The 21,129-nt window shown below is 39.5% G+C and carries 21 protein-coding genes and 1 riboswitch; of the genes, 4 read left to right on the top strand and 17 right to left on the bottom strand.

Features of this window, described 5'->3' with window-relative positions:
- The 3 genes from WSC_RS25265 to WSC_RS24120 all read left to right on the top strand — a co-directional run.
- A partial coding sequence (locus WSC_RS25265; protein ID WP_237716305.1) for a hypothetical protein occupies positions 1–188 on the top strand: 188 nt, incomplete at its 5' end.
- Between the two features lie 92 nt (positions 189–280).
- Positions 281–2,077 carry a M61 family metallopeptidase gene (locus tag WSC_RS0110310; protein ID WP_016955841.1) on the top strand — a complete coding sequence of 599 codons (1,797 nt, stop codon included), beginning with the start codon at positions 281–283 and terminating at the stop codon, positions 2,075–2,077.
- Positions 2,078–2,267: 190 nt separating this feature from the next.
- The gene (locus WSC_RS24120) at positions 2,268–4,727 is read left to right on the top strand and encodes an RICIN domain-containing protein (protein WP_016955840.1); all 2,460 of its coding nucleotides are present in this window, start codon (positions 2,268–2,270) and stop codon (positions 4,725–4,727) included.
- 68 nt (positions 4,728–4,795) lie between these two features.
- On the opposite strand, the gene WSC_RS0110300 is transcribed toward WSC_RS24120, so the two are convergent.
- The 17 genes from WSC_RS0110300 to queE form a co-directional block, all read right to left on the bottom strand.
- Complete coding sequence (locus WSC_RS0110300) at positions 4,796–5,641, bottom strand: M23 family metallopeptidase (protein ID WP_016955839.1); 846 nt, start codon at positions 5,639–5,641, stop codon at positions 4,796–4,798.
- Between the two features lie 24 nt (positions 5,642–5,665).
- Positions 5,666–6,556, bottom strand: a complete 891-nt coding sequence (locus tag WSC_RS0110295; RefSeq protein WP_016955838.1) for a 6-carboxytetrahydropterin synthase — start codon at positions 6,554–6,556, stop codon at positions 5,666–5,668.
- A gap of 112 nt (positions 6,557–6,668) precedes the next feature.
- A complete protein-coding gene (locus WSC_RS0110290) occupies positions 6,669–6,944 on the bottom strand; it encodes an RNA recognition motif domain-containing protein (RefSeq protein WP_016955837.1) in 276 nt (91 codons plus the stop codon).
- A 225-nt stretch (positions 6,945–7,169) separates the two neighbouring features.
- Positions 7,170–8,540, bottom strand: a complete 1,371-nt coding sequence (locus WSC_RS0110285) for a class II 3-deoxy-7-phosphoheptulonate synthase (RefSeq protein WP_016955836.1) — start codon at positions 8,538–8,540, stop codon at positions 7,170–7,172.
- A gap of 92 nt (positions 8,541–8,632) precedes the next feature.
- Positions 8,633–9,115 (bottom strand): low molecular weight protein-tyrosine-phosphatase, encoded by a 483-nt coding sequence (locus WSC_RS0110280; protein ID WP_016955835.1) that lies wholly within the window; start codon positions 9,113–9,115, stop codon positions 8,633–8,635.
- A gap of 29 nt (positions 9,116–9,144) precedes the next feature.
- Positions 9,145–10,209 carry a beta-N-acetylhexosaminidase gene (nagZ, locus tag WSC_RS0110275; RefSeq protein ID WP_016955834.1) on the bottom strand — a complete coding sequence of 355 codons (1,065 nt, stop codon included), beginning with the start codon at positions 10,207–10,209 and terminating at the stop codon, positions 9,145–9,147.
- 110 nt (positions 10,210–10,319) lie between these two features.
- Positions 10,320–11,222, bottom strand: a complete 903-nt coding sequence (locus tag WSC_RS0110270) for a cobalamin-binding protein (protein WP_016955833.1) — start codon at positions 11,220–11,222, stop codon at positions 10,320–10,322.
- On the bottom strand, positions 11,222–11,827 hold the full coding sequence (gene cobO, locus WSC_RS0110265) for a cob(I)yrinic acid a,c-diamide adenosyltransferase (RefSeq protein ID WP_016955832.1): 606 nt from the start codon (positions 11,825–11,827) through the stop codon (positions 11,222–11,224). The genes WSC_RS0110270 and cobO overlap by 1 nt, the downstream gene beginning before the upstream one ends.
- A gap of 8 nt (positions 11,828–11,835) precedes the next feature.
- A complete protein-coding gene (locus tag WSC_RS0110260; protein ID WP_016955831.1) occupies positions 11,836–13,308 on the bottom strand; it encodes a cobyric acid synthase in 1,473 nt (490 codons plus the stop codon).
- 85 nt (positions 13,309–13,393) lie between these two features.
- On the bottom strand, positions 13,394–14,020 hold the full coding sequence (locus tag WSC_RS0110255; RefSeq protein WP_016955830.1) for a histidine phosphatase family protein: 627 nt from the start codon (positions 14,018–14,020) through the stop codon (positions 13,394–13,396).
- A 9-nt stretch (positions 14,021–14,029) separates the two neighbouring features.
- Positions 14,030–14,581, bottom strand: coding sequence for a bifunctional adenosylcobinamide kinase/adenosylcobinamide-phosphate guanylyltransferase (cobU, locus tag WSC_RS0110250; protein WP_420170086.1), 552 nt, complete (start codon positions 14,579–14,581; stop codon positions 14,030–14,032).
- Positions 14,565–15,347, bottom strand: coding sequence for an adenosylcobinamide-GDP ribazoletransferase (locus WSC_RS0110245; RefSeq protein ID WP_082196158.1), 783 nt, complete (start codon positions 15,345–15,347; stop codon positions 14,565–14,567). Before WSC_RS0110245 ends, cobU begins: the two co-directional genes overlap by 17 nt.
- A 4-nt stretch (positions 15,348–15,351) precedes the next feature.
- Positions 15,352–16,446, bottom strand: coding sequence for a nicotinate-nucleotide--dimethylbenzimidazole phosphoribosyltransferase (gene cobT, locus WSC_RS0110240; RefSeq protein ID WP_016955827.1), 1,095 nt, complete (start codon positions 16,444–16,446; stop codon positions 15,352–15,354).
- Between the two features lie 2 nt (positions 16,447–16,448).
- Positions 16,449–17,453, bottom strand: coding sequence for a FecCD family ABC transporter permease (locus WSC_RS0110235; protein WP_016955826.1), 1,005 nt, complete (start codon positions 17,451–17,453; stop codon positions 16,449–16,451).
- Positions 17,446–18,237, bottom strand: coding sequence for an ABC transporter ATP-binding protein (locus WSC_RS0110230; RefSeq protein ID WP_016955825.1), 792 nt, complete (start codon positions 18,235–18,237; stop codon positions 17,446–17,448). The genes WSC_RS0110235 and WSC_RS0110230 overlap by 8 nt, the downstream gene beginning before the upstream one ends.
- A 307-nt stretch (positions 18,238–18,544) precedes the next feature.
- Positions 18,545–18,630, bottom strand: a riboswitch (cobalamin riboswitch).
- A gap of 113 nt (positions 18,631–18,743) precedes the next feature.
- Entirely contained in the window at positions 18,744–19,649 is a 906-nt protein-coding gene (locus tag WSC_RS0110225; protein WP_016955824.1) for a PhzF family phenazine biosynthesis protein, read from the bottom strand.
- Between the two features lie 83 nt (positions 19,650–19,732).
- The gene (queE, locus tag WSC_RS0110220) at positions 19,733–20,398 is read right to left on the bottom strand and encodes a 7-carboxy-7-deazaguanine synthase QueE (protein WP_016955823.1); all 666 of its coding nucleotides are present in this window, start codon (positions 20,396–20,398) and stop codon (positions 19,733–19,735) included.
- 70 nt (positions 20,399–20,468) lie between these two features.
- Between queE and queC the strand changes: the two genes are divergently transcribed.
- The gene (gene queC / locus WSC_RS0110215) at positions 20,469–21,128 is read left to right on the top strand and encodes a 7-cyano-7-deazaguanine synthase QueC (protein ID WP_016955822.1); all 660 of its coding nucleotides are present in this window, start codon (positions 20,469–20,471) and stop codon (positions 21,126–21,128) included.
- Position 21,129 lies beyond the last annotated feature (1 nt).

The raw sequence follows: 21,129 nt of genomic DNA, 5'->3' as shown, positions 1-21,129 counted from the left end.
TCCCGAAGGGCAAGGCTAAAAAGCATTTATACTGCGTTATTGATTTTGAAAAGGGGCAACCATTATCTTCAATCAATGCCTTGTCTAAATGCTTTTTATCTCTTGCTGAAATCTCGCATCTTCAAGTAGCTTGGGTATATAGAACGTTAAACGATTTACCTAAGTTAAAAAACGCAACAAATTTATAGCCAAAGTTTTATACTTAACTTGATGTGATGGTCTCCTCTCACATCAGGTTACTTATTTAGCTCATCAATTTAATAATCTAAAAAGAAAATATATGTCTATTAAATACACAGTAAATTTCGACTTAGCCAATCAACATATTTATCAAGTCACTATCCAAGTACCAACCCATCAACAAAAACAACTTAGTTTGTCGCTACCCGCTTGGATACCAGGCTCCTACATGATCCGCGACTTTGCAAAAAACATTATCGACCTACAAGCAAAAATAGATGGCCAAGCAATTGAAATTGAGCTCATTGATAAACAAAACTGGCAAATAACCACCCAAGGTCAAGCGTGTGAAATTAGCTATCAAGTATATGCATTTGACAGCTCAGTACGTACAGCATACTTAGACCAACAAAGAGCATTTTTTAACGGCACAAGTTTATTTATCAGCGTTGAGCAATTTGCCGATGCGCCGCAACAAGTAGAGTTACAAACGCCAAGTTTTACCGATAAGTGGAAAGTCGCTACTGGACTACAAAGACCTAGTGAAACTCAAGTATATCAATTTGGCTTATATCAAGCGGATAACTATGCCGAACTTATTGACTGCCCTGTTGAAATTGGTGATTTTACCCATTTGGAATTTACTATCGCTGGTACACCCCATTACCTTATTTTAAACGGTAAACACTTTGCCGATACCCAAAGACTGGTAAAAGATGTCAGCAAATTGTGCCAGCACCATATAGATATGTTTGAACGCGAAACAGGTGGCAAACCACCCTTTAAAGAATACTGGTTTTTAACTAATATTTTACCAAGTGGCTTTGGTGGTTTAGAGCATAAAAATTCAACGGCACTGCTCTGCTCTACTTTTGATTTTCCAAATATCAACAAACCAGAAGAATTGTCTGAAGGATATAAAACCTTTTTAAGCTTGGCATCGCACGAATATTTTCACAATTGGAACGTGTGCAGAATCAAGCCTGAAGAATTTGTGCCGTACAGTTTAAACAGCGAAAGTTACACTAAACAATTATGGGCTTTTGAAGGTATTACTTCTTATTATGATGATTTAAGTTTATACCGCACTGGCATAGTCGAATTTAGCGACTATCTAAAAACCAAAAGTAAAACCATTAGCCGAGTGAATCGCGGTAAAGGTCAACTGAAACAAAATCTAATTGAATCGAGTTTTTATACTTGGACTAAGTTTTACCAACAAGGGCCAGACGCCGCTAACAATATTGTGAGTTATTACACTAAAGGCAGTTTGCTTGCACTATGGTTAGATCTAAATATTCGCAAACATACAGGGTCAACTAAGTCATTAGATGATGTAATGCGCGCCTTGTGGCAACAGTACCTAGATGGTGGTGAAAGTTATAGCGGCACGCAATTAGATACCGTTATTGATATTACTGAAAGCATAACTCAAGCGCAAATTAAACAAGCATTTTTCGATATTTTAAACGGCAAAGACTTAGTACCACTGACTGATTTATTGGCTGAATTTGGTGTTGAGTACAAACAAGCTGCGTCTAAAGTTAATTCACCACTCGACATTAGCACTGAGGATCACAGCCCATATTTGGGTTTGGTCTACAAAGACGCCAAACTAGGTTTAGAAATAGCTCAAGTATTAAATGACAGTCCAGCCGAGCAAGCTGGTTTAAGCGTACAGGATGTAATAATTGCAATAGACAACTTAGTGGTTAATACAGCTAACTTCAGCAATATAACTAATAACCTCAACTTAGATAAGAGCTATCCAATAGCTTATGTAAGAAACGGTGAGTTATGTAAAACACAAGTACAACTGGTTAAACCTATTAATGAATTAGTCGAACTAACCTTGGTTGATGCAATCAAAGCCGTGGCTTGGCAGAAAATAAGCTAATTGAATACCACTACTAACCTATATTTGTTTTGGAAAGCTTTATTTACACCTAAGCAAAAGCCGTGAATTGCAAATGCCAACCTCCATTGACAATAAAGTTATATAGTAACACTTTTAAAGCTCATGTGTACAAATTGTTAATGGTTTGAATATTTAAGTTTGCATTACTCAACACAATATAGGTTAGAAAATGAAAATAATTAAAAACGTTATACTGGTAGTGACAGTACTCATAAGCTTCGGGTCGTTTTCTTGTTTCGCGTCTCTCGCCGAGGGAACCTACATATTAAAAAATCGATTTACCAACAAAGTTATTGTTTCCCCCGGCCAAGATGCTTTTGGCCTTGTTCAAACGGATATATCCAACACCTTAAATCAAAAGTGGAAAGTTACCGAATCAGGCGTAGACAGTGCAGGTAATACCTTGTATTCCATTCAATCAGAAACCAGTCGTAAAGTTCTAGATGGATTTTATGACGCGAATTCACCTGCGCCACAGCATAAAGTTATTCAGTTTGCTAATTTTGGCAATGATAATCAAAAGTGGCGTCTAATTGATAAAGGTACAGGTGAGCAAGGGCAATATTTCAATATAGTTAATGGGTTAACTAACACAGCCATTGAAGTATTTGCAGCCAACTCGGACGATGGAGCCGCTATTTCGCAGTGGGAGCTCAATGGCCACCCTGTTCAAGATTGGGAGTTTATACCTGTCATCGCCGATGGCACTTATAAAATAAAAAACCGCCTGATCAACAAATATCTCGAAGTTAGTGGCGGACAAAAATCAAATGGTGTCAATATTGTTCTGAACTCAGAAACAAATAACTACGAGCAAATATGGGCAGTAAAACAACTTGCGTCAGGTCAATATCAAATATCGTCAGTCCATAGCGATAAAGTTGTTCAAGTTAAAGATGGACGTAAAAGAAACAACACTGAAATAGTACAATGGTCAAGGGAGAATTTGCCCGAGCAGAGCTGGCTACTGGACGTAAAAGCCCAAGGCGAAACTGGATTTTTATCTTTAATCGTCAATGGAAAAACTGGCAAAGCAGCTGACGTGAACCAAGAATCAGTCGATGGTACAACAAGCTTCGCCGTCGTTCAGAAAAAACTAAATGACAACTTATCGCAAGATTGGGAGTTTATCCCACATAACCTTTTTTCTGAAATTTCATTGCATGACCCTTCAATCATGCAAGACAGCCAAACAGGTAAATACTGGATTTTTGGTTCCTTTTTAGCGGCCGCTAGTTCAGACGATTTAGTTAATTGGCAATCAGAAACTGACGGTATCAATGCCAACAATACGTTATTCGGTTCACAGCAAGTCATGCAACAACAGCTAGAAGCCGGTTTTCAATGGTCTGGCGCTAATAATGTACAATGGGCAGCCGATGTGTTCGAATTAGACAATCAATATTATTTCTATTTCAACCAAGGTGTTATCGCGAGTCCAACAAATCCGAGTCCAATCGGCCAAAAATGGGGTCCTTGGGGTTACATTGGCGTCGCAAGCTCGAGTAATCTCGCTGGTGAATATAGAGTTATTGAAAATGAAAATGAAATTCATGCAATAGATAAGCTCGCATTCGTTAAATCGTCAGGTGGCGCTGAAGAATTAAATACAGATCCGGTCGATCCTACCTATGATGCTTCGATTCACCCAAATGCAGTAGACCCCGACGTTTTTCGAGATAAAGACGGTAAATTATGGATGATATATGGTTCATACTCAGGTGGTATTTTCATGTATGAACTTGATGAATCTGGTGCCTTTGGTGTCAAAGGTAAACCAATTCCAGCTTTGTTTTCTTCAATCAATAGTCAAAATAATGGTTTTGGACAATATATTTTGGGTGGTGAACACGCTCGTATAGAAGCAGCATTCATGATGTATAGCCCAGTTTCTGACTACTATTATGTGTTCACATCATTTGGCGGGTTAACCTCTGATGGCGGCTATAACATTAGGGTTGTCAGGTCACGAAATCCACAAGGTCCGTATGAAGATGCCAACAGCACACAAATGTACTATACAGATACCTTGGGACAGACAGTTAGAACAATAAAAGGAAGTGACTCACAAATAGCGCCTTATGCAGTGAAATTGATGGGTAGCCATAGATTTGTAAACGATGCCCAAACCGTCGAATATCAATTAGGTTATATGTCGCCGGGTCACAATTCAGCTTATTATGATGCTGAAACAAATAAACACTTTTTAGTATTTCACACACGTTTTCCAGGAATGTTCGAAGCTCATCAGGTACGTGTTCATGAAATGTTTATCAATTCTAATGGCTGGCCTGTTGTATCTCCGTTGAGATATATACCGCTTGAATCTGAGCAAGCTGTTAGCGCCTCTGCGCTGGTAGGAGACTATCAATTTATTAATCATCAAAAAGACATAAACAATTTCGCCCATGTGTCGCAAAACATCAGCTTGACTGCAGATGGTTTAGTAACAGGCGATGTATCTGGTTTTTGGTCAATGCTTGGCAACGAGTTTATCTTGCAAATAGATGGTGTTAATTATCACGGTGTCGTCCAATCTCAATGGCATAGTGTAAAAAATAAAATGGTGTTAACTTTTACAGCATTGTCAGATCAAGGTATATCTGTGTGGGGCGTTAATAAAGAGTAATTGATGCAGTGTTAAAGCCACTTGGCCTGTTATCAGCGCACTGGTGGCTTTAAATGAATTTTGCTAAATCATTCATTACCACCCGCTTCTACCCAAAATGCTGGGTCGAGGCGGACGTTTTTCCAGTTAATGCGCCAGTCTAAATGATTACCAGTCGCACGACCTGATTTACCTATCTCACCTATCTTTTCGCCCTGTTTAACTTTTTGGCCATCGACAACATCAAGTTTAGAAAGATGAATAAAGGTGGAGGTAATACCATAACCGTGATCTAAAATAATAGTTCCACCAGAATAAAACATATCATTGTGAGCTAAACGGATAATACCTGCTGCAGGAGCTACAACAGGTGTACCTTTAGGAGCGGCTACATCTAAACCAAAGTGAGGTCTTTTTGGCACACCATTAAATACGCGTTGACTACCATAAACACCGGAAATACGCCCTTTTGCTGGCCATATAAAGCTAGTTAAAAAATCGAAGGATTCTGTGTGTTTGTTACGAGCTAGCCAAATTTGTTCGTTTTCGCCTTTAATGCGGTCTAAAACTTCTTTTGGAGGGCTAACGGTTTTTTGTGGTACACCATTTACTCTATCTGTTTTGTATTGACGTTGCTCTAATTCAACAACCGCCATGTAATCAGCTTTATTGTTAAAGCTAAATACTAGTTTTTGCACTGCCTTAGCATCGCGACCAAAACCAACTAAAAATTTACCGTCAGGTGTACATTTACCCGTATATTTATCTTCTCCATCTATAACCTCTACTTGAGTACAGCCGTCAAACTGACCTTTTATAAAACCACCTTGAGCTAGAGCTTGCGCTTCAACTTGGTAATTTGCCGCTGCTTGACTAAACAGCGCATAACCACACAAAGTAGCGAAAGATAAAATAGAAGATAAAGTTTTTAGCATAACCTGTTTAGAGTCCCTTCTCGTTTAATTGGCAACGTCCGATTGAGCAATTGCGCCTTTAGATACACCTTCATAGGCCAATACACGGATATTTTGTTCAGGTTGTTGTGCTTGCATTACTTCAAGCATAAATTCAGCTAAACATTCGACAGTAGAATCTCTGTCAATTACATCAGCACAAGATTTAGGGCAAACCAACTTAAATTCCCCTTGCGATGCGGCATAAGAAAAAGCAAAGTAATTATCAGCTAACAAGTCATGTTGTTGGCAAAATTGCTCAAGCAACCCAAGATCCATATCTTCTTCACTGCCGATATAAATATCTTTCCAGCGTTTCGCCCAATATAACTGCCAATCACGATTTTCTGCGTCATTTACCATGACAGTTACTTTTGACCTATGGCCATGCACTATGCGTTGGCAGTTGCCATCGTGCTTTTTCAAACCATGACTATAATGATAATACTCCTGCGCAATATTTTCCGGGCGCAAAGTAATTTCAATGTCTTTAACGTTTTCCGGCATATGGCGCATGATGGTAGCGCGGATCAGTGGTTTAACACTGTCGATTGATATGCTTTGGTCTTGCACAAAACAATAAGCTGAAGGTGGCGCTGACATATAAATAAGCTCTAGATCTTGCGTTTTGTACACAACATCTAAATTATCGTCTTCGGTAATTTTTTTACTAACTAACGCGCTGGAATCTTCCGCAATATGTAGTTTATGATCAAATTCACGGTCAATAATGCGTTTAATTTGGCTTTTAACCACACCAAAATCTAGTACCATATTTTGATCGTTCAAATTACCAATCAGTGCAACGTCTACAATCCAGCTTTCGCCAACTATGCCACGCTTGGCATCAAGGTAAGAAAAATCGATAACAGTTAAGTCATTTACGAAAAGATGCATGAAGTCAGCTTATATTTGCAGAAAGAGAAAATAAGCTGGATATTATACGCTTCATATCTCAAGCTGCAACTTAAAGGCTTCGGCAATTATTAAATGACTCAGCTATTTGCGATTAAGCCGGTGCTCTGCGTGGTGGTCTTTTTGCTGGGCGAGGACGCGCTTCATTTACCGTTAAGGTTCGACCCATGACCTCAGTTCCATGTAAACTTTTAATCGCGGTTTCACCATCGGCTTTGTTTTCCATTTCCACAAATGCAAAACCTTTAGAGCGACCACTTTCTCTGTCTAAAACTATTTTTGCTCGGCTGACATTACCAAATGCAGCAAAAGCTTCACGTAAATCATTTTCGGTGTATTTGTACGGCAGGTTTCCAACATAAATATTCATTCAAAATTCCTTCGAACTAACTGGCACTACTAAAACACAATAATCTGCGAGTTATTGTTAGCTGATTAATAAACATACAGATTAGGGGCAGTTTGTGACATTTTGTCAGGAATCTCTAGTTATTTTTTAACCTATATATAGAGCGGAATGATCTATTGATTGGAATTAGAAGTGTTCGCCAACAAGGTATCTAGCCAGTTGACGAACATATAAAAGATTAGATTATTACTTAGTACTCGCCAAATAATCAGCTCTAGCCGTTTTTAGTGTATCGCTAATACTAAAAGCCATTTCTAAAACTTGGTTTTGATTTAAACGTGGATCACATTGGGTGCGATAACTACGCTCTAAATCTGCTGATGATAAATTATAAGCACCACCAGTACATTCAGTTACATCAAGACCAGTCATTTCTAAGTGAATACCACCGGCATAACTGCCCTCTGCTCTGTGTACCGCAAAGAATGACTCAATTTCTTTCAAAATTGCATTAAAATCACGGGTTTTATAACCGTTGTCAGTTTTAATAGTATTACCGTGCATAGGATCGCTAGTCCACACTACATTACGACCTTCCTCTTTAACCCGTTTTACTAACTTAGGTAATTTATCAGCTAGGTTGTCTGCGCCCATACGGGTAATTAAGGTTAAACGCCCTTTTTTATTTTCAGGGTTTAACGCATCAATTAACTCAATGAGTTGGTCTGGTTGCATACCAGGGCCGACTTTCACACCTATCGGATTATTAATACCACGGAAATATTCGATATGCGCGTGATCTAACTGGCGAGTACGCTCACCAATCCAAACCATGTGGGCTGAGCAGTCATACCACAAACCAGTTAAACTATCTTTGCGCGTTAATGCTTCTTCATAGTTAAGCAATAAAGCTTCGTGCGAGGTATATAACTCGGTTTCTTTAATCACAGGGGTATTTTGTGCATTAATGCCACAAACTTCCATAAATCCAAGGGCTTCTTGAATTCTATGCGCTAAATCGTGATATTTATCCGCCACAGGCGAATTCTGCACAAAGTCCATATTCCAGCGATTAACTTCATGTAAATCTGCCAAACCACCTTGAGCAAAAGCACGCAATAAATTTAACGTTGCTGATGAATGGTGATACGCAGTAAGCAAATTTTCTGGATTTGGAATACGCGCAGCTTCGGTAAATTCAAAACCGTTAATGATGTCACCACGGTAAGTAGGCAAAGTTACACTATCGCGCGTTTCTGTATCTTCAGAGCGAGGTTTAGCATACTGCCCAGCCATACGTGCAACCTTAACAATTGGGCAATTGCCACTAAAAGTTAAAACCACAGCCATTTGCAATAAGGTTTTAAAAGTATCGCGAATTTTCGGTGCATTAAAATCGGCAAAGGATTCTGCACAATCTCCACCTTGCAACAAAAATGCTTGTCCGCTAGAAACTTTAGCAAGGTGCTCATGTAACTGGCGTGCTTCAGCCGCAAAAACCAAAGGTGGAAAAGTTTTAAGCTGAGATTCAACTTGTTTTACTTTGGCTAAATCTGGATATGTTGGCTGCTGTAAAATTGGAAAATTGCGCCACGAACTCGGAGACCACTGTGCCATATTTGATACCTACTTATTTTAGTTTTAACTGAATTTAGCTTAGCTGTATTGCACGTACATGAATAATAGAAAAAACAGGTTAGCTCAATCGTTTAACTTAAACGCTTGAGCAAGCCATTTGATGCATCTTCGACTAAGTCTAGTACATATTCAAAACCTTTGGCACCACCATAATATGGATCTGGCACTTCATCCACATCAGGGTAATTATCCGCAAAGTCTAAAAACATTTTAACTTTGTCTTGGTATTCAGCTGGGCATTCATCCAACAAATCATGATAGTTGGCTCTGTCCATCGCCAAAATTAAATCATAGTGTTCAAAATCAGCTTGAACGACTGGACGTGCGGCTAAACCTTTAAAGTCATATCCACGGGCTTCACCAGCCTTACGCGCTCTTTGGTCTGGTTTAGCACCTTTGTGATAACCAGCAGTACCAGCAGAATCAATTTCAATTGGAAGTTTACTATCTTTTAGTTTTTGACGAAAAACCGCATGCGCCGTTGGTGAGCGGCAAATATTGCCGAGGCAGACGAATAATAAAGAACGCGCATTTAATTTGTTGTTATCAGACATGGTGTTTCCAAGAATGTATTAAATCAGTTTCAAGAACAGTTAACTGCATCTGCTATTTTTTGGCAGATTTTACTGGCATTACGCCAGCGCACTGTTTGCTCTATATCATTAAAGCTATATGGTTTAGTATTAATTAATTCAAGCACAGCTTGTTGGTATTTTTCTGACGCTTGAGTTTGTTTAGTTTTAAATTGTTGCCACGCATCCAATATACTGACAGCGCCATCTCGGTTGTTGCAAGCAAGTGCTACTGTGCAACCAGCATCATAAGCGGCATGTGCTTTATCAACATAATTACCAGCGACATTGGCAGCTTGCATAGATAAATCATCGCTAAAAATTACACCATTAAACCCAAGTTGTTTACGTAAAATAGTTTGTAACCAGTGTTTTGAAAAACCGGCTGGTTTGTCATCTATATTTGGGTAAATTACATGCGCTGGCATTACCGCTTGTAATAGGTTTTGTTCAATTAAATTTTTGAATGGCAATATGTCTAAATTAAAAATTTCTTCTTTACTGCGATTATCAATTGCCGCTGCATGGTGGGTGTCTGCTTGCACACTGCCGTGACCGGGAAAGTGTTTGCCACAAGCAGCCATACCGGCTTGTTGCATGCCTAAAATAAATTGCTTAGCGTTTGTTTCTACATCACTTGGGTTATCTGCAAAAGCTCGTTTGCCTATAACATCGGATACGCCATTTAAATCCAACACAGGCGCAAAACTTAAATCAACACCACTGGCAATCACTTCGCTTGCCATTAGCCAACCAAGCTCTTGTAATATGTTTATTTCAGGATGTTGCTTTTTTCGTTGTTGGGCATGTTGTTTTGTATACAGCGCGGCATCGAACATTGCTGGTATTTTATTGTAACCCTCAATAAAACGCTGCACTCGCCCACCTTCTTGGTCTACCGCTATTAATATTGGCCGTTTTGCCGCTTGGCGGATCGCTTTAGTTAGTGCACAAATTTGTTGTTTGTCGTGAAAGTTACGTGCAAAAAGAATGACCGATGAAATAAACGGATGTTGTAATAATTCTTTTTCTTCAGCGTCTAATTCAAAGGCTGAAACATCTATCATTAAAGACATAGTGCGTACTGTTGGCTCTTGATGTTGGCAAAGTAAAAACGGCCTTACTCTATCACTTGTTGAGTTTTAAAGTAAGGCCGGTGTTTAGATAGGTGTTACCGGAGCAGCGGTTAAGACTCATTGGTGTAAAACAGCCTAGCAGTGTCAATTTTATCGCATAGCACTTGCATTTCTTCGACTACACGCGCAGTCATTCTGTGCAATTTATCGCTGTTAACAAGATAAATTTGTTTATTCTTAACCGCTGGAATACTGCTGAATTTTTGCCAATATTCAATTTCGCCATTTGGCTCAGATAAGGATGTTGGAATAATAATGACATCAGGGTTCGCCACTAAGACATTTTCGATACTCACGTGCGGATAATCACCGACTAAATCAACAAAGGGATTTTGTGCTTTACACACATCGAGTATTTTTTGTGGCCAAGCTTGATTCGCAACTGTGGTTAACGGCGCCGACCATAACTGATAAAACACTTTTATTGGCTTCTTGTCAGCGTTGTCCTCTTTAATCTTTTTTAGCTTTTGCAAATAATTATCTGCTACCTGCTGCGCTTGTTGCTGATTGCCTGTGAGTTCGCCAAATTTTATTAACTCTTCGGCAACGCCTTCAAGTTCACGCGGCTTGGAATACACTACAGGAATACCCAATTTTTCAACTCTAACTAAATCTTCGGGTGGATTTCCAGTTGGCCAAGCAACTAAATAGTCAGGTTTTAACTGCAGTATTTTTTCTATTTGCAGCACTGCGTAATTACCAATGCGCGGTACTCGTTTGGCCGCTTCTGGATAATCTGAATGCTCAGTTGTACCAATAACCTGCTCGCCTGCCCCTACCGCAAATAAATTTTCAATTATATGGGGAGCAAGGGCGATAACTGTTGGTTTATCTTTTTGAGCTTCGCCAGCATCTGCTAACTCAGCAAAGCCCAAAAAACTGGCAAACATAGAGCCCGCAGCTAAAACAGCGGTAAAGGTTTTAAAACCCTTTGACACAAATTTGATTGGCATTACCAATCCACTCCTTTTTGCGCCTTAACTCCAGCTTCAAATGCGTGTTTAACTGATTGAACTTCACTGACTGTATCGGCAATTTCTAACAGTTTTTTGTGTGCGCCTCGCCCTGTTACCACAACGTGTTGGTTGATTGGTCGGTTTACAATTGCGTCCAACACTTCATCCAAGTCTAAATAGTCATAACTCAACATATAAGTTAGCTCGTCTAACAAAACTAAGTTGATGCTTTCGTCTTGGAGCAATTTTTTTGCTTCATCCCAAACCTTTTGTGCTGCGGCAATATCCGCTTCTCGGTTTTGGGTTTCCCAAGTAAAACCTGTCGCCATTACATGAAATTGGCAACCATGTTGTTCTAACAAATTACGCTCACCACAAGCCCATGTGCCTTTAATAAATTGCACAACAGCGGCCGTTAAACCATGACCAATTGCACGAGCTACCGTACCAAAACCAGAAGTTGATTTACCTTTACCATTGCCTGTTATTACAATTACAATGCCACGCTCTTCTGACGCAGCATTAATTTTTGCATCTACTTTTTCTTTTAATCGCTGCATTCTTGCTTGGTGTCTTTCGTTTTTACGTTCTAAATCTGCCATTCTACTGCCTAAGATATGTTTATATTTTTGAATAATAATTCGAGGTCTAAATGCTGCTCACACGCATCAGCGAGTTTATCTATCGCTTGTTGTTGTAAACTTTGATAATCAAGTTGTTGTGTGAGCTCTATGCCACACCATTTAGCTAAAGCGGGGATAACTGCTGGAGTATCGAAAATGCCATGTAAATAACAGCCAGCAACTTGTTCATCGACATTGATAAAACCATTATCCGCACCATTTGTGCTTAGTAGCTCTCGCCCTTGAGTTTTATCTAAAACATGCGAAATGCCACAATGAATTTCGTAACCTGTAATTGCAACAGCTTCATCGGCAAATTGTAATTGAGCTCGCGTGTGTTTAAGTTCTTTGTTATCCGTTAGTTCTGTAATAATGGGTAAATAACCTAAACCTTGTGATGTACCCGCTATATCTTCAATGCCATTCGGATCCTTTATTTCTGTGCCTAGCATTTGGTAACCACCACAAATGCCAAATACTTTACCGCCATAACGTAAATGCTTTTCAATAGATTTATCCCAGCCAACTTTTTGCATATGAGCTAAATCTGCTCGAACGTTTTTACTGCCAGGTAAAATAATTAGATCAACGCTCGGAATAGCCTGCTCAGGGCCGACATAAATGAATTCTACATTTGGATGTAAACGCAATATATCAAAATCAGTATGATTGCTAATACGAGGAAACACTGGAATGGCGACTTTAAACTTAACATCGTCTAACACTTGCTGGGTGGTTATCGCATCTTCTGCGGCAATTTCTAACCCGCGTATGTACGGCAATACGCCGATAACAGGTTTATTGGTTTTGTTTTCAAGCCAAGTCAAACCTGATTCAAGTAGTTTGATATCACCTCGAAATTTATTGATGATAAAACCTTTTACCCTATTTCGTTCTGATTCAGATAACAATTCTAGCGTACCAACTAACTGCGCGAATACACCACCTTTATCGATGTCAGCCACTAATATAACTGGACAATCAACCGCTTCGGCAAATCCCATATTGGCGATATCGCCTTCACGCAAATTAATTTCGGCCGGAGAGCCTGCGCCTTCAACTACAATTGCTTGATACTTTTGTTTAAGGCGTTGATGCGAGACTAGCACGGCATCCATAGCAACTTTTTTATAGTCGTGATATTGCTGTGCCTGCATTTGTGAAATGGCTTTACCGTGAATAATTACTTGTGCGCCGGTATCTGAGCTGGGTTTTAACAAAATTGGATTAAAATCAACGTCTAATTCCACACCGGCAGCTAAAGCTTGTACAGCTTGCGCTCGACCAATTTCACCACCATCAGGCGTAACTGCACTATTAAGCGCCATATTTTGTGGTTTAAAAGGTGCAGTATGGACACCTCGACGTTTTAAAATTCGGCATATAGCTGCAACAACAGTGCTTTTTCCTGCATCCGAGGCAGTGCCTTGGATCATCAAAGTTTTATTGTTTTTATCCATTATTAATTCAATATCTTAGCTAACTTGTTATCCCGAGTTCAGGTTAAATAACAAAACTCGGATTAAAATCAGCTTTTGGTGAACCTTAAGGTTTACAACCTATGGTTTTAATTACAGGCATAGCTTTTTGATAAGCAGCCAGTTCAACTCGTGTAAAACTTGCGTAGTCAATTTTTAATTGGCTAAACCAAAGAGCGTTACGCCAATCTATGTCTAACATAATGGCCAACATCATTTTTATAACACCTGCATGGCACACCAATAAATAATGTTGTCCTTGATTATGCTCAGCTAATTCGCCCCATAAGCTCTTTACCCGCTTGCCAAACTGTTTGAGGGTTTCACCTTGCGGTGGTGTGTTGCGGTATGGGTTTTCCCAAAAAGCTTCTAGCTTAGACCAGTGCGCACGAAGGCGATCAAACGGAATACCGTCCCAACGGCCAAAATCCATCTCGGATAACCGTGAATCTAAGATTATCTCTTTACCTGTCGTTTCAGCATAATCTTCAGCAAACATAGCACAGCGTAAAAGTGGTGATGAAACAATTCTATCTATTGGTTCACATTTATTAATGTAATCCACGCTTGCTTGCATGTCTGCCAAACCTTGTTCAGACAAGGTTACATTCGAATGTCCGTACAAGGCTGGGCGTCCTGCCACTGCGCCATGACGCAATAAAGTAAATTTCGCAGCGGTCTTATTTTCGGTCATATGTACTCCTTAATCGCTTTGCGAGTTTAATGCAGGATTAGCATAGTTAAACATTGGCAAACCTGCTGCCATAAACGTAACTTTATGCGCAATTTGTGCCAAGGTTTGATTTAAGCGCCCCGCCTCATCAACAAATTCACGGCAAATCGCCGTTGCGGGTACCACTCCTAATCCTACTTCGTTTGCCACTACAATAATATCTACCTTGAGTGACTGTATAGTTGCAGCTAAATGATCAAATTCCTTCTGCCATTCAACCTGCTTTTTTTCAAACATTAGATTATTAATCCATAAGGTTAAACAATCTAACAAAATAACATCTGCTTGTTGTTCAGCTTGCTTTAGAGCATTGGCTAACTCAATTGGTTCTTCAATTAATAACCAATTTTTAGGTCGTCTGTCTTGGTGGTGCTGAATACGTGTATCCATTTCACCATCAAAGCGAGTTGCGGTGGCAATATAACAGACTTGGTTATACGGCGTTGCCAACTGTTCGGCAAATTTAGATTTCCCCGAACGAGCCCCACCAATCACAAAATGAAAATTAGCCAAGGAAACCACCTAAAATGGGCAAATTGTGCTGAACAAAAGCGACAACCACTAAATAAATTATCACTTCAGATATTTGCTGTGCGCCACCTAATGTATCGCCAGTAAATCCACCAATTTGTTTGATTAAAAATCGACGATAAACAGCTAGGAAAATAGCTAAACAAATAACCAGTACGAGCGTTAATTTCCAATGCAAAATTAAACTAATAGGCAAGATAAAGATAAAATTGATCAAGCTTTCTTTGGTTGTTTGGTTTTCAGCTAGTGGTTTAGATTTACTCCCTTCAGCTTCAACATAAGGCGTTAACGTCAGTAAAAATGCCGCGGTTGCGCGAGATAGCGCATAAGTAATTGGAACTAGCCAAATTAGCCATAAAGCCAAATGCGTCCATAACATCAGCTTGGCTATTAATGCGAGAATTAACGCAGCTGAGCCATAAGTGCCTAAGCGGCTGTCTTTCATAATGCGGAGTTTGTCGGCTTTTGTAAAACCGCCACCAAAACCGTCGGCCATATCGGCTAAACCGTCTTCGTGGAATACGCCAGTTAATAACAAACTCAATACCAACAAGCACCAAACAGCAACATCAATTGGAAACAATTGGTTCAAACCAATAAAACCCAAAGATAAAATGCCACCAACAAACCAGCCAACCAAACTAAAATATCTATTACTTTTATTAAGGTTTTGTTGGCTATATTCCACCCAATTTGCCACCGGCAAACGGGTAAAAAAGCTCAGTGCCAGTAAAAATAAGTTTAGCTCTGTACGCAAGGCATTAAACAACCTTAGTTACCTCAGCGTCAGCAAAACTAGCCATATTATTATAAAAATGCGCAGCACTGCGAATAAGAGGTACAGACAAAGCAGCGCCCGTACCTTCGCCCAAGCGCATATTTATATCCAACAAAGGTTTTGCACTCAGTTCAGTTAACAATAACTTATGGCCATATTCTTCGCTCTTATGCGCAAATACCATGTAGTCGCGGCAATTTTCATTAATGCGACAAGCTAATAAAGCTGCCGCAGTTGAGATAAAACCATCCACCACAATAACTTTTTTTGCCTCAGCACAGGCCAGCATAGCGCCAGCCATTTGGCCTATTTCAAAACCACCTACTTCGGCTAAACAATCTAACGTTTGTATACTTTTATCCGAAATTTTTTGTTTAACTCGCTGAATACTTTGTTTAATCAAATTAAGTTTTCGGCGATATTGTTCATCACTAATGCCGGTACCACGTCCAACTGTTAATTCAGCACCTTGTTCAGTTAACAAACAAGTTAGTGCAGATGCACTTGAAGTATTGCCTATACCCATTTCGCCAAAACCAATTACAGAATATTGCTTAAAATAAGCTTTGATTAATTCTGCCCCTTGTTTAATACAAGCTTGTGCATGCTCAGTCGTCATCGCGCTAGTTTGCGAGAAGTCGTTAGTACCAGCGGCAATGCGCGATTCTATAAAACTGCCGTCTTGTAAATAAGCTGATTTGTTTGGGTGTTGTAGTGGCGTTAAAACACCTGAATCCACCACATGTAATTGCACTTGATTCGCTGCGCAAAAACAGTTGATTGCCGCGCCACCATTTAAAAAATTAGCCACCATTTGTTGAGTTACTTCACTCGGCGCAATGCTAATACCTTGTGCGGCTATGCCATGATCACCAGCAAATACGAAAACTGCTGCGTTGGCTACATCTAACGTTTGCTGAATATTTTGTTGTTGCTGAATTAATGCAATTTGAAATGCTAGGTCTTCTAGCTGGCCTAATGCGCCCAAAGGTTTGGTTTTACCATCTATTTTGTCTTTTACTTGTTCGATAAATTCTGGCGTATTGATTTCTGCCAAACTCTCAATATTAAACTGCATGGTTAAACCTTTTTATGCATTAAAGTTAAAAAGAATAAACTACCGATTATTGACGTTATCACGCCAATTGGAATTTCTTGTCCGTCTACTGCTGTGCGTGCAAGCACATCGACCCACAACATAAAAATTGCGCCAACTAACGCACTGCCACAAACTAAAATTAAACTGGTTGAAGCAAATAAACGCCGCACTATATGTGGGATCATCAAACCAACAAAACCTATCCCACCACAATATGCGACTATGGTTGCGGTAATCGCAGCGCAGACCATTAATAAAATAACCCGCACCAAAGTGACATTAATACCTAAAGTAGCGGCACTTTCATCACCTAATAAAATGGCATCTAGCTGGCGATGCAATAAAACAACAATAGCCAAACCTATTAGCAGTACAGGAACAATCCAATACAAATGCGGCATTTCCACCCGCGCCAATGAGCCCATTAACCAAAACATCACGCGGTTAGCTGCAAAAGGATCACCCATATACAAAATAAACTGGCTAAGCGCACTCAACATAAAAGACACAGCGACACCTGCGAGTAACAAAGATTCAATTTTACGAGTATGTTTACCCGCGACCGACACGGCCATCACAATAACAATTGCGAGAATTGCGCCTAAAAATGCTGCTATCGGCAGATAACTCGCACTTGCCTCTTTAAATACAACAGAAACAATAGTTGCGCCTAAACCTGCCCCCGAAACTACCCCAAATAAATAAGGCTCGGCTAGTGGATTGCGAGTGGTGTTTTGTAAAACCGCGCCTGCGACAGCCAAACCTGCCCCACACAAAGCACCAATAATCACTCTTGGCAATCGTATTTGCCAAACCAAAGTTTGTGTAAGTGGATCAACACAAGTGGCAAATAAACAGCTATACACATCAGTAAAAGTTAAATCAGCCGCCCCCATTAAAATAACAGTGAAAAAACTCGCAATGAGTAACAGCGCACCAAAAGCAAATTTAAGTCCTATCTTGGCGTGAGTATTGTAGTTATTCATTATGCTTAACCTGCTGCGGCCAGTGATAAAACATATGCACACTGTTATCTAACGGATTCAGCCCTTTTTGCACGGGTAACTTAAAAATATCGCTAATAGATTCTTCATCTAAAATATCTGCAGGATTACCATGTCTAACAATGCGGCCTTTGTCCATAACCAATAAATTATCACTGTACTGCGCGGCTAAATTTAAATCGTGCACTGTCATTAACACAGTAATGCCTAAGCTAGCCAACAGCGCTAATATTTGATGCTGAAAATGCACATCTAAATGATTTGTCGGCTCGTCTAAAATCAATAACTGTGGTTTTTGCACTAAGGCTTTGGCAATTAACACCCGCTGTTGCTCACCACCTGATAACTGGTCAAAATATTTATTTAATAATGGCGTTAAATCGAACTGCTGAATTATTTTATCTAAATGCGCAGTTTGATTTTTTGCACTAAAACCAAACCAATTTAAATGCGGTAATAAACCAAGCTTGATTAAGTCAATTACTTTTAAATGGCAAACCGCATCGTTTTGTTGTGTTACCACAGCAATTTGCTGGGCAATCTGCCGACGATTTAACAGCGACAAACACGTTTGGTTGAGTTTTATCTGCCCTGTTTGATTAGCAAGCCCTAGATAAATACTGCGCAGTAAAGAGGTTTTGCCCGCGCCATTTGGGCCAACAATAGCAGTAACCGAATTCGCCACCAACTCAAAGTTAATGTCGATTAGTATTTGCTGTTGTTCTGTTGCCCAATTTAAATTAGATACTTGTAAACTTGCTGCCATTCAAAACCTAAAGTGCAATCCGATGATTTTTGATGAAACACTTTTAGCCAATTGAGCATTAAAGCAATAATTTAGAGCAAAACCTCTTTTTCAGGGATGAAAAAGCGGAGCGTACAAGGACGTATTTACAGCGTTTTTGCGATAATTATGCTTTAGTGCTCCATGCACTGACTAGAAGGTTCACATGTCACCCAAACTTCAGAGGAAAAACGCTTAGCAGCAAATAACAAAAGCCACGCAAAAACCTGCATGGAAGGAAGAGAACAAATTTAGCTACTTTCGTGTTTTCCCGCACGAAACTTAAAATTGGTATCTGACTTATTGCTTGCCTAAGCATAGTAAACAAACAACATACAGTTGCGGGTACAGTTGCAGAGTCTCACTGCATTCCCAATAGCGGCGCATTGTAACAGTATCGAAATGGAATTCAATTTATAAAAAAACAGCCAATCATTAAATTGGCTGTTTCAATTATTTTAAATAAACTTGTCTAAAAGTTACAAAAACTAAATTAACAATTGCCCTTCAGACGCTAATACTGCGCTACCACCAATATTAACAGTTAGTTCGTTATCTTTGTTCGATACCATATCTACATGCAAGAAACTGCGGCGGCCTTGGTGTGCACCACGCTCTGCGACAAAGTTAGATGGTAATTCAGAATACACAGGGAACTGGTTTAAATAACCTGCAAATGCTGGGATAGATGCACCAATTGGTGGATCTTCATGAATACCAAAAACAGGGCCAACTAAACGGCAATGGAAGTCAGAGGTTGAAAATGCACTTTTACCGCTAAACAACAAGATCGCATTTGCGCATGTTGCTGGTGCTGCTGAACGCGCCCATGCATCATAATTAAATCGCGCAGCTTTAAGTGACTCAAAACTATCAACTGGGACAATTAAATAAGGTATATGGGTTGCAACCAATAACGGGGTAAAACCATTTACGTTAAAGTGGTAACTTTCGATTGATAACATATCACCCAGTTCTTCTGCACTTGGGGTGAAACGGTCAAATTCCAAATTGGCTGTAGTAGTGAATTGATTAAATACAGGTTCACCGTTTTCCATAATCACTTTACAGCTAACACAACCATGGGTTTCTTCTAAACTGAATTGATTTTCACCATCTTTTAATTCAATTTCACCTGTTTTCGCTAATGCATAAATTGCTGCAATAGTTGGATGACCACCAAATTCGAATTCTCTTTTGCCGTTAAAAATGCGAATTTTCTTTTGCGCTTTGTCACTAGGTAAAATAAATACTGTGCGCCATAAGTTAAACTCAGCTGCAATTGCTAACATTTGCTCGTCTGACAAAGCTTGAGCATCTGGCACGACTGCGATTTGCGCCCCTTCAAAACGTTTTTTGGTAAACACGTCAACCGTATAAAATTTAATAGCCATAGATACTCCGTCAAATTTGTGTTTGTGCGCTATTTTTTATAATAGTCTTATTAGCAGGAATTGCCTTTAAAATTAATACCTTTTTAATCAATCATCAAGTACTTATGCATTTGCACTGACAATCGCCAGTTATTTTTTATACATTCTGCAATCGCAAGTTCAGTTGCGCGCTTTTTTTGGCTGATTGGCTGTAAACAGACTTCAACAAAATTATCATGGGTCACTTGTGCAAGCAAAGCATGTAAATCTTCAATGTGTTGTTCAGTTGCGACTGGGTGTTTAATCTCGTTGGCGCGGTTTAATGCCGACTCAAGCACTTTGTAGCCACCTTTCATACCTACTTTTGGTGACACTGTTACATAAGTATCTTTATGAGTATAAATTTCAAATGTACCACTGGTTTCGATTTGTGTAGTGAAACCATTGTCGTGCAACAATTCAGTTAACGGGCGCAAATCATACATGCAAGGCTCACCACCTGTGATCACTATGTGTTTGGCCGAGTAATTTTGTAAACGAGTCAACAACATCTGCTCGTCTAAATCAGCCCAACAATCAGAGGTGTTTGACACATTTATAATGTTTTCAACATCCGTTAGTTTAGTTTTATCTACTTCCCACGTATGTTTAGTATCACACCAGGAGCAACCCACAGGGCAACCTTGCAAACGCAAAAATATCGATGGCACACCTGTTTTGGCGCCTTCACCTTGTATGGTTTCAAATATTTCATTAACCGGATAATTCATATTAGGCTTGTAACCTGCCTTTTACTGAGTACACTTATCGCCGCATTATAAGCTGAATTGAGAGGAAAGTATGTCTGAAAAAGTAGTTGTTATATATTCTGGTGGTATGGACTCATTTACTGTACTCAATTTAGCTATTCAGCAAGGCTTTGAAGTATATGCGTTATCGTTTAATTATGGCCAGCGCCATGTTAAAGAATTGGAATATGCAAAATCTGTCTGCCAAGGTTTAAATATTCCACACAAGATTGTTGATATTTCGGCAATTAATCAATTGTTAGCTGGCAGCTCATTAACCGACGATATTGACATTCCCGAAGGCCACTACGAAGAGGAAAATATGAAATCAACTGTGGTACCAAACCGCAATATGATTTTATTATCACTTGCCGTTGGTTATGCGGTTTCGATAAAAGCCAATAAGGTCTTTTATGGTGCACACGCAGGCGATCATGCAATATACCCAGACTGCCGCCCTGAATTTGTTGAAAAAATGAAAGCGGTTTGCGCAATAGCCGATTACCAACCTATTAGCATTGAAACACCATTTTTAAACGACAGCAAAATAGACATTTTAACCCAAGGTTTAAAAATGGGTTTAGATTACAGCCAAACATGGACTTGTTATAACGGCCGTGAGCAAGCCTGTGGTAAATGTGGTGCCTGCACTGAACGTTTAGAAGCATTTAAGCTGAACAATGCAGTTGACCCTCTCACCTACGAAAGTTAAT

The sequence above is a fragment of the Catenovulum agarivorans YM01 genome (assembly GCF_000281085.1).
GTDB lineage: Bacteria > Pseudomonadota > Gammaproteobacteria > Enterobacterales > Alteromonadaceae > Catenovulum > Catenovulum agarivorans.
This window is presented reverse-complemented; position numbering and strand designations above follow the sequence as displayed.

Coding starts and splice junctions, on each gene's coding strand:
- WSC_RS24120 (WP_016955840.1), top strand. CDS start 2,268: ATGAAAATAATTAAAAACGTTATACTGGTAGTGACAGTACTCATAAGC.
- WSC_RS0110260 (WP_016955831.1), bottom strand. CDS start 13,308: ATGGATAAAAACAATAAAACTTTGATGATCCAAGGCACTGCCTCGGAT.
- WSC_RS0110280 (WP_016955835.1), bottom strand. CDS start 9,115: ATGTCTGATAACAACAAATTAAATGCGCGTTCTTTATTATTCGTCTGC.
- WSC_RS0110235 (WP_016955826.1), bottom strand. CDS start 17,453: ATGAATAACTACAATACTCACGCCAAGATAGGACTTAAATTTGCTTTT.
- WSC_RS0110290 (WP_016955837.1), bottom strand. CDS start 6,944: ATGAATATTTATGTTGGAAACCTGCCGTACAAATACACCGAAAATGAT.
- WSC_RS0110270 (WP_016955833.1), bottom strand. CDS start 11,222: ATGCCAATCAAATTTGTGTCAAAGGGTTTTAAAACCTTTACCGCTGTT.
- WSC_RS0110225 (WP_016955824.1), bottom strand. CDS start 19,649: ATGGCTATTAAATTTTATACGGTTGACGTGTTTACCAAAAAACGTTTT.
- WSC_RS0110255 (WP_016955830.1), bottom strand. CDS start 14,020: ATGACCGAAAATAAGACCGCTGCGAAATTTACTTTATTGCGTCATGGC.
- cobT (WP_016955827.1), bottom strand. CDS start 16,446: ATGCAGTTTAATATTGAGAGTTTGGCAGAAATCAATACGCCAGAATTT.
- cobO (WP_016955832.1), bottom strand. CDS start 11,827: ATGGCAGATTTAGAACGTAAAAACGAAAGACACCAAGCAAGAATGCAG.
- nagZ (WP_016955834.1), bottom strand. CDS start 10,209: ATGTCTTTAATGATAGATGTTTCAGCCTTTGAATTAGACGCTGAAGAA.
- WSC_RS0110310 (WP_016955841.1), top strand. CDS start 281: ATGTCTATTAAATACACAGTAAATTTCGACTTAGCCAATCAACATATT.
- WSC_RS0110285 (WP_016955836.1), bottom strand. CDS start 8,540: ATGGCACAGTGGTCTCCGAGTTCGTGGCGCAATTTTCCAATTTTACAG.
- WSC_RS0110230 (WP_016955825.1), bottom strand. CDS start 18,237: ATGGCAGCAAGTTTACAAGTATCTAATTTAAATTGGGCAACAGAACAA.
- queE (WP_016955823.1), bottom strand. CDS start 20,398: ATGAATTATCCGGTTAATGAAATATTTGAAACCATACAAGGTGAAGGC.
- WSC_RS0110295 (WP_016955838.1), bottom strand. CDS start 6,556: ATGCATCTTTTCGTAAATGACTTAACTGTTATCGATTTTTCTTACCTT.
- WSC_RS0110300 (WP_016955839.1), bottom strand. CDS start 5,641: ATGCTAAAAACTTTATCTTCTATTTTATCTTTCGCTACTTTGTGTGGT.
- queC (WP_016955822.1), top strand. CDS start 20,469: ATGTCTGAAAAAGTAGTTGTTATATATTCTGGTGGTATGGACTCATTT.